This window comes from Corallococcus sp. AB018 (assembly GCF_003986945.1).
Classification (GTDB): Bacteria; Myxococcota; Myxococcia; order Myxococcales; family Myxococcaceae; genus Corallococcus; species Corallococcus exiguus.
Genome location: NZ_RAWR01000326.1, coordinates 1 through 8,042, shown reverse-complemented (window position 1 = coordinate 8,042; position 8,042 = coordinate 1). Strand labels below are relative to the sequence as shown.

At 72.1% G+C, this 8,042-nt stretch carries 5 protein-coding genes and 1 pseudogene; 1 reads left to right on the top strand and 5 read right to left on the bottom strand.

Annotated features, from left to right (window positions below):
• The 3 genes and pseudogenes from D7Y11_RS40155 to D7Y11_RS40145 all read right to left on the bottom strand — a co-directional run.
• A pseudogene (locus D7Y11_RS40155) lies at positions 1-1,546 on the bottom strand (hypothetical protein); the annotation flags it as partial.
• 164 nt (positions 1,547-1,710) lie between these two features.
• Positions 1,711-1,977, bottom strand: a complete 267-nt coding sequence (locus D7Y11_RS40150; protein ID WP_014393940.1) for a GlsB/YeaQ/YmgE family stress response membrane protein — start codon at positions 1,975-1,977, stop codon at positions 1,711-1,713.
• A 109-nt stretch (positions 1,978-2,086) separates the two neighbouring features.
• Complete coding sequence (locus D7Y11_RS40145; protein WP_121755967.1) at positions 2,087-2,821, bottom strand: 16S rRNA (uracil(1498)-N(3))-methyltransferase; 735 nt, start codon at positions 2,819-2,821, stop codon at positions 2,087-2,089.
• 121 nt (positions 2,822-2,942) lie between these two features.
• On the opposite strand from D7Y11_RS40145, the gene D7Y11_RS40140 reads away from it, so the two are divergent.
• Complete coding sequence (locus D7Y11_RS40140) at positions 2,943-3,938, top strand: asparaginase (protein WP_158629204.1); 996 nt, start codon at positions 2,943-2,945, stop codon at positions 3,936-3,938.
• A 233-nt stretch (positions 3,939-4,171) separates the two neighbouring features.
• On the opposite strand, the gene prmA is transcribed toward D7Y11_RS40140, so the two are convergent.
• Positions 4,172-5,038: a 50S ribosomal protein L11 methyltransferase gene (prmA, locus tag D7Y11_RS40135; RefSeq protein WP_121755965.1), complete on the bottom strand. Its 867-nt coding sequence runs from the start codon at positions 5,036-5,038 to the stop codon at positions 4,172-4,174.
• 75 nt (positions 5,039-5,113) lie between these two features.
• Entirely contained in the window at positions 5,114-7,717 is a 2,604-nt protein-coding gene (locus D7Y11_RS40130; RefSeq protein ID WP_121755966.1) for a pitrilysin family protein, read from the bottom strand.
• Positions 7,718-8,042 lie beyond the last annotated feature (325 nt).

Here is an 8,042-nt window from a genome sequence, read left to right as displayed (position 1 = left end):
GGGCAGGGGCGGACGAGGCTTCCATGAGGGACACTCCCGGAGCGGGCGCCGGGGACGTCGCGTAGGCCGGCGTCTCCAGCGGAGGCAGGATGGCCGGGTCCTCCATGACGGGAAGGCCCGGAGCGGCGTCCCGGCGAGACGGACCGGAGGCCTGCGCGGGAGCATCCATCAAGGGCAGGCCGGAAGTGGCCTGCGGTGCATCCCAGTGCTCGGCGGCCGACGGTCCGGAGGCGGGCTCCCGGCGGGGGAGACCGGAAGCCTGGACCTGCGCGCCACCCATCCGGGCGGAGGCCTGGGCCTGCGAGGCTGAATCCATGTGCGGCAGACCGGAGGCCTGGGCCTGCGCGGGCGCGTCCATGAGAGGCAGGCCGGGCGAACCCTGCGCGTTGCCACGAGGCTGGCCGGAAGTGGCCTGGGCCTGCGCGGGCGCATCCATGCGGGGCAGGCCGGGCGAACCCTGCGCGTTGCCACGAGGCTGGCCGGAGGCGGCCTGGGGGCGCGAAACGTGCGGCTCCGTGCCGTAGGCCGGCGTGAGCGCGGAGCCCGGGCGGGGCTCCGTGGAGGGCACCGGAGGCTGCGCGGCGCGAGGCACGGCGACGCCAGGATTCTGAAAGCCCGGCTCCGACAGGGCCGCGGTGGGCGCGGCGCGCGGAGGCACGGCGGCCATCGGTGCCACGCCAGGAGGCGGTGCGGCGGGACGCGGAGGCTGCACGGCGCCAGCGGGCGCGTTCCCAACGGGAGGCGTGGCGCGAGGAGGCATGGGCGCCGCCGCCCGAGGCGCCTGCTGCGCGGGAGCCCGGACCGCCTGACCCTCCGCGTGCTGCGCGGGGACGCGATCGGCCTGGGCAGGACGCGCAGCCGGAGCCGCCGCGCGAATCGTCGCATCCGCGGGGGACGCATCCGCCTGGGGCGCGGCAGGGCGCGCAGCCGGAGCTGCCGCGCGAATCGTCGCATCCGCGGGGGACGCATCCGCCTGGGGCGCTGCAGGGCGCGCAGCCGGAGCTGCCGCGCGAATCGTCGCATCCGCCTGGGGCGAAGCAGGACGCGCGGTCGGAGCCGCCGCGCGAATCGTCGCATCCGCGGGGGACGCAGGGGCCGGCGCGGGGCGAGCCGCGGGAGCCGGATGGGGCGCACGCACGGGGCCATCCGTTGGAGGCACAGCGGCGCGAGGCGCGGCGGCCGGAGCCTGCGCGGGCGGTCGGGGCGCTGCTGCGCGCGGCGCGGCGGGAGGCACGGGCGCCATCCCCGGACGAACCGACGGCGTCATGCCCGGCGGAGTGACAGGGCCGCGAGGCGCCTCCAGCGCGAAGGCCGGCGTACCGCGCAGCGTCTCCGGCTCCAGCGGTTCGCTGTTCAGCGTGATGGGGTCGCCGCCGCCGGCGTCCTGGGCCATGCGGTCCCCGGCCTTGCGGCGATCAATGTGGATGTCGCGGTCGAGCAGGCTCGGAAGGGGGGCCACCGCGGGTGGGCGCGCGCCATTGGCGGCGCAAGCGGGGCAATCTCCGACCGGCGGCAGCGAGGCGCCGCACTTCAGGCACTTGGACAACGGATCCTCCCAGCGACGCGGACAACCGTCGCCATGAAAGGCCGCATTCAGGCCTGTAGCAAGAAAAGGACAAGCCCCCACCGGTCCCTCGCCCGAGGAACCGTCAGGGGCTCGTCAGCGCCATGCAACCCGCCCCGGAGGACGGTGCGTATGGGCGCCTCACGCTAGGCGTGGACGCGGCGCCGTCCCGCTGCTCCCACCAGGAGAAGCACGATGATCGCTCCCACGACCGACATGATGATGCCGGAGGCATGCAGGTCGAACAGCCGGCCGTTGCGCTCGAAGAGAGAGCCGATGAGACCACCCACCAGCGAACCCACCATGCCCAGCAGCGTCGTGGCCACCAGCCCCATGCTCTGCTTGCCCGGCAGGATGGCCCGGGCGATGAGTCCCGCGATGAGGCCGATGATGATGAATGCGATGATCCCCATGAGAGTCTCTCCCGTGTGAGGGACCCGCGAGGTCCCGAATGGCAGAAACGTAGGAATCACCACACGAATCCGTGACCTGGGATGCAGGGAGGGACTGTCTGCTCGACTGCTAACCGAGCGACCCGTCCAGATGCTGCATCACCGCGAGCGCCGCGAGCGCCGCCGTCTCCGTGCGCAGGATGCGCGAGCCCAGCGTCACCGGTCGCGCGCCCAGCCCCCGCAGGCCCTCCACCTCCTCGCGCGCGAGCCCGCCCTCGGGGCCAATCACCAGCGCCACTGGCGTCCCCGCGGCCACGCTCCGGAACGCCTCGCCCAGCGGCACAGCGGACTCCTCTTCGTCCAGCACCAGCAGCAGCGTGCCCGGCGTCAGGGCACGCGCCGCGTCCAGCAGCGGACGGGGCGGATGCACCACCGGCACATCATCGCGCCGGCACTGGCGCGCGGCCTCCTCGACAATCTTCGCCCACCGCTGGGTGCGCTCCTCGGCGCGCTTCGGCTCCAGCTTCACCACGCTGCGCGCGGTGGCCACCGGATGGAACGCGGTGGCGCCCAGCTCCGTGCCCTTCTGCAGCACCAGCTCCATCTTGTCCCCCTTGGGCAGTCCCTGGAGGATGCTCATCTCGCGCGCGGGCGGAGTCACCCGCACGGCCCCCAGCACCAGCCGCACGGACTCCGCGTCCAGGCCGGTGACGCGCGCCTCGAAGGCGCGGCCCTTGCCGTCGAACACCTCCAGCGCGTCGCCGTCCTCCAGCCGCAGCACGTGGACGAGGTAGTGGCGGCGCTCGCCCGTGAGCGTCACGTCGGCGGGGGCGGGGGCGGGCAGGGGAACGAAGAGGCGGACCACGGCGGCTTCCTTGAAGGGGAGGGCGCCCGGAGGATAGCCCTCCATGCGTCCAGGGTTCGTCTTTCCGCAACCCGCGAGCGCCCGGCCGTGTCCCGTTCCTGCTATGGCGCGCCCCACGCCCATGGCCACCCTCGTCATCGAGTCCACCCGCTCCGGCTTCGTCGAATCCCTCCACACCGTGTCCGTCGCGGTGGTGAGCGCGGAGGGCACGCGCGTCGCGTACGCGGGCGACCCGGAGCGCGTCACCTTCTGGCGCTCGGCGGCGAAGCCCTTCCAGTCGTTGCCCATGGTCCAGGATGGCGCGGCGGATCGCTACGGCTTCGGCCCGCGCGAGCTGGCGCTCTCCTGCGCGTCCCACTCCAGCGAGCCCGTGCACCGCGCCCTCGCCATGCGGATGCTGAGCGCCTCAGGCTGCGAGGAGCGCCACCTCGCGTGCGGCCCGCACCCGTCGCTGTCGCCCGCGGTCGCCGAGGAGGCCCTCAAGGCGGGCATCGTGCTCACGCCCCGGTGGAACAACTGCTCCGGCAAGCACGCGGGGATGCTCGCGCTGGCGCGGCACCACGGCTGGGACGTCCAAGGCTACGCCAGCGAAGGACACCCGGTGCAGGAGCGCATCCAGGACGAAATCGCCAAGTGGACGGGCCTGCCGAGCGACGCGCTGGTGAAGGCCGTGGATGGCTGCCTCGCCGTCTGCTTCGGCCTGCCGCTCAGCGCCATGGCCACCGCGTGGGCCCGCTTCGGCGTCTCGGAAGCGCCCGCCGCCCGCCGCCTGCGGGAGGCCATGCTCGCGCACCCGGAGCTGGTCGCGGGCAAGGGCCGCGCGTGCACGGACCTGATGACGGCCTTCCAGGGTGAGGCCGTGGTGAAGATTGGCGCGGAGGGCGTCTACTGCGCCGCGCTGCCCAAGGCCCGCCTGGGCGTGGCCGTCAAGGTGGAGGATGGCGATGCCCGCTGCGCCGCGCCCGCGCTCCTCGCGGTCCTGCGCCTCATCGCGGAGCAGCAGGGCCTGTCCCTGCCCATGACGGGCCTGGAGCACCACGCGGAGCCGCGCATCCTCAATACCCGGAACGAAGTCGTGGGCTCCCTGCGCGCGGCCGGAACACTCGCGTTCACCTGAGGCCCGCTGTAGCGCGGAAGGTCACACGCGCCGCGCTCCCCGTAACCTGCCCCGCTACAGCCGCGCCCGTGTCCCTTGGGACTCCGAGGCCTCAGCGGCAGGCACGCGGACTGCAATGCCTGCCAGTCACACGGCGGGACTCGCGAGGTCCTGACGCCAAGGGGGAAAGCCTCGCGAGTCCAGATGGGGTCGGGTAAGCGAACCAGGTTTCGCTGCCCGACCCCCTCTTGTTTCTAGCGCTTCAAGTCGATGCGCACCCACTCGCCCTGCTGCGCGCCCTCCAGCACGGTGCACCCCAGGTTGCGGTACGCGGCCTCCACGTCCGCGCGCTGATGCGCGAGCACGCCGGCCAGCACCAGCCGGTCCTTCGCCTTGGGCACGATGAGGGGCGCCAGCTCGATGAGCGTGTTGGCCAGGATGTTCGCGAGCACCAGGTCGAAGGTGCCCGACACCTCCGTCAGCTCGCGCCCGGAGATGTCCAGGTCGGGCGTCTGGTTGTCGGTGCAGTTCTCCTGGGCCAGCTCCACGGAGGTGGGGTCGTTGTCGGTGCCCACCACGTGGCCCGCGCCCAGCTTCTTCGCCGCGATGGCGAGCACGCCCGTGCCGGTGCCCACGTCCAGCACGCTCGCGCCCGGGTGCGTGGACATGAAGTCATCCACCGCCGCCAGGCACAGCGACGTGGTGGGGTGGTCTCCCGTGCCGAAGGCCATCTTCGGCTCGATGACGAGCTTCACCTTGTCCGCCGGCGCGTTCACCACGTCCCAGGGCGGGCCCACCCACAGGCGGCCCACCTGCACGGACTTGATGAGCGACTTCCACTCGTTGCTCCAGTCCTGCTGGGGCTGCTCGTCCAGGGACAGGCGCGCGGTGGGGTGGCTCTCCGCCACCGCGTCGCGGGCATCCTCCGCGCTCTCGCGGTCCTCGAAGTAGGCGACGACGATGGACTCGCCCTTCACGGGGGCGCGCACGCCCGGCATGGTGGGCGTCTCCGTGTCGCGGACCTCCAGGCCCAGGGCGCCGGCCTCATGGAGCAGGTCCTGGAGGATTTCGGAGGCCTCCTCCGCGATATCCACGGTGAGTGACAGGTAGGTCTGGGACATGGCGCCCCTTCTACCGCACCCGGTGCGGCGTGGAAGCGCCGTCGTCGTGACGCTTCCACGCTCGCGATGGGGTACCTACGGACCGACGACGGACATGGCCATGCGGTCGAAGTCGATGACCCGGCGGGCCACCTCCTGCACGTCCTCCGCCGTCACCTTCGCCACGTGCTCGGAGTAGTGCAGGAAGTTGTCCAGCCCGATGCCGTAGCAGGTGTCCAGCGCCAGCAGCGTCGCGCGGGCGCTGTTTCGCTGCAGGTCGATTTCATACGCCCCGATGATGTGCTGCTTGGCGCGCTCCAGCTCCGCGGCCGGAATCGGCTCGTCGCGGATCCGCTGCAATTCGCGGCGCATGCCCTCCACCGCCGCCTCCACCTTCTCCGGGCTCGTGCCCATGTAGACGGCGAAGTAGCCGGGGTCCAACCCGTCCATGGAGAAGCTGCTCACGCTGTAGGCCATGGAGCGCTTGTCGCGCAGCTCGATGAAGAGCCGCCCGCCCTGGCCGGACAGCACCGTGGACAGCACGTCCAGCACCACCCGCCACGGGTCGCCCAGCCGCGCCGCCTGGAAGCCCATCACCAGGTGCGTCTGCGCGCGCGCGAGCACCTTCTTCTCCGTGCGCGGAGCGGACGGAGGCGCTTCCGGCCGCACCTGCTTCGGGGCCAGCGCGCCGCCGCGCGACCTACCGAAGTACTCGTTCGCCAGCGCCCGCACCTGCTCCACGTCCACGTCGCCCACCACGCTGAGCGTCATCTGCGACGGGTCCATGTACGACCGGTGGTACGCGCGCAGCTGCTCGGGCCCCAGCGCCTCCACGGACGCCTTCTCGCCCAGCATGGACAGGCGGTACGGGTGCTCCTGGTAGAGCGTGCGCGAGAACAGCTCGAACGCCAGGCCTGACGGCTTGTCCTCGCGGGTGAGGATGTCCTGCAGCAGCAGCGCGCGCTCCCGCGCCACCTCCTCCTCGCGGAAGGCGGGGTTCACGAGCACGTCCGCGAACAGCCGGAAGCCCTGCTCGAAGTAGCGCGACAGGAAGTCCGCCTTCACGCTCACGGAGTTGCGGCCGCCCTGGCCGGTGAGGTTGCCCGCGTACAGGTCCGTCAGGTGGGAGATGTCATCCGCGCTGAGCGTCGTGGTGCCCTTGGTGAGGGCGCGGCTGAGCAGCGTGGTGATGCCGTTGTCCTCGGGCGTCTCGTAGCGCACGCCGCCGATGAACGCCGCGCGCATGGAGAACAGCGGCACGTGCGGCTCCACGCGGATGATGAGCGTGGCGCCGGAGGGCAGCTTCTCCTGCACCACCTCCGAACGCGCGGACGCGATGGCGCTCCGGGCCGGACGCGGCGGGGCCTCCGGGGGAGGCTGCTTCGCGGCGCGCTCCGGGGGCGTGACGCCGGGGCTCTTCGCCGCTTCATCCAGCGCGGCGTGCACGAGCGCCTCCGTCAGCTCCGCGGCGGGAGGCACCAGCGCGGTGACGACGGCGTGCTCCAGCCGCAGGTACTTCTGGGCCACGCGGCGCAGGTCCTCCGGCTTCAGGTTGCGGATGTTCTCCAGGTAGCGGGCCTCCGACTCCAGGCCGCCGGGAGACGTCTGGTACGAGCCCAGGTTGCGCGCGGTGCCCTGCACCGTCTCCTTGCGGTAGACGGACTCCGCCTCCACCACCGACTGGATGGTGCGCAGCTCGTCCTCGGGCACGACCGTGGTGCGCAGCGCCTCCAGCACGCGCGCCGTCTGCGTGAGCGCCTTCAGCGACTGCGCGGGCGGCAGCGTCAGCGACACGGAGAAGATGCCCGGGTCCTTGGGCGTGTACGCGGACGCGTGCACGTCGTTGACCAGGTGCTGGCGGCGCTTCACCTCGCGCACCAGCCACGACGAATTGCCCTGGCCGGCGAGCATCGCCAGCACGTCCAGCGCGGGCACGTCCGGGTGCTCCAGCTCCGGGATGGCGAAGGCCAGGTGCAGATAGGCCTCCTTCACGTCCTCCGTCTGGATGAGCACGCGGCGGCCCGTGGACGGCGGGTCGCGAGGACGCTCCACCGGGCCCACGTAGGGCCGGCCCCAGTCACCGCCGAAGATCTCCTCCACCCACTGGCGCAGCTCCGCCTCGTTCAGGTCGCCCGCGACGGAGAGCACCAGGTTCCTGGGCGTGTAGTGCCGGTGGTAGAACTCCAGCACCTTCTCGCGGGTGAAGCTGCGCACGCTCTCCTCGGTGCCGATGACGGGCAGCCGGTAGGGGTGCGTCTGGAACGCGGCGGTGAACAGCCCGCGGGACGCGCGGCGCGACGGGGAGTCGTAGCTGCGCTTGATCTCCTCGCACACGACCTCGATTTCGCGCGCCAGCTCCTCCTTGTCGAACGCGGAGCGGCGCACCGCATCGCCCAGGATGTCCAGGCCCGTGCGGGCGAACTGGCTGGCGATGACGATGTGGTAGACGGTCTGGTCGAAGGACGTCCAGGCGTTGATTTCGCCGCCGTGCGCCTCGATGTCCCGGGCGATTTCACCGGGCCCCCGGCGCTCCGTGCCCTTGAACAGCATGTGCTCGTGCAAGTGAGCGAGTCCGGCCTGGTCGGGCCTTTCGTCCGCGCTGCCGGCCTTGACCCAGACCTGGAAGGCCGCGACCTTGGCGGCGTGCTGCTCCTCGAAGACGACGGTGAGCCCGTTGGGCAGGGTGTAGCGGATGGCCATAGGAGTGGTCCGAAGCTGTCATCCCCTGCCGAGGAGAGGCAAGGCGAGGTGTGATGTTTGCTCCATTGGCTAACGTCCCGCCCCCTCCACGTCGAGCGGACCGTGCCGTCCGCCTCCCACCAGGCAGGCGAAGCGGCGCGGTGTCCATCGCGTAACTGGTGGAAACCCCCCGTGGCCGGTAAATTGGGCCGCGCACATGCCGTCTCCCCCGGACGAGGCGGATCCGCTCGCGGACCTGAAGGAATTGTTGGATGACGGCGACGCCCCGGTGGCGGCGCCCGCTCCGGCGCCCCCCAGGCCACTCGCGGTTCCCAGGCCTCCCCCC

Bases quoted from the DNA above. Each gene is read 5' to 3' on its own strand.
- D7Y11_RS40130 (WP_121755966.1), bottom strand. From the start codon at position 7,717: ATGGCCATCCGCTACACCCTGCCCAACGGGCTCACCGTCGTCTTCGAG.
- prmA (WP_121755965.1), bottom strand. From the start codon at position 5,038: ATGTCCCAGACCTACCTGTCACTCACCGTGGATATCGCGGAGGAGGCC.
- D7Y11_RS40140 (WP_158629204.1), top strand. From the start codon at position 2,943: ATGGCCACCCTCGTCATCGAGTCCACCCGCTCCGGCTTCGTCGAATCC.
- D7Y11_RS40150 (WP_014393940.1), bottom strand. From the start codon at position 1,977: ATGGGGATCATCGCATTCATCATCATCGGCCTCATCGCGGGACTCATC.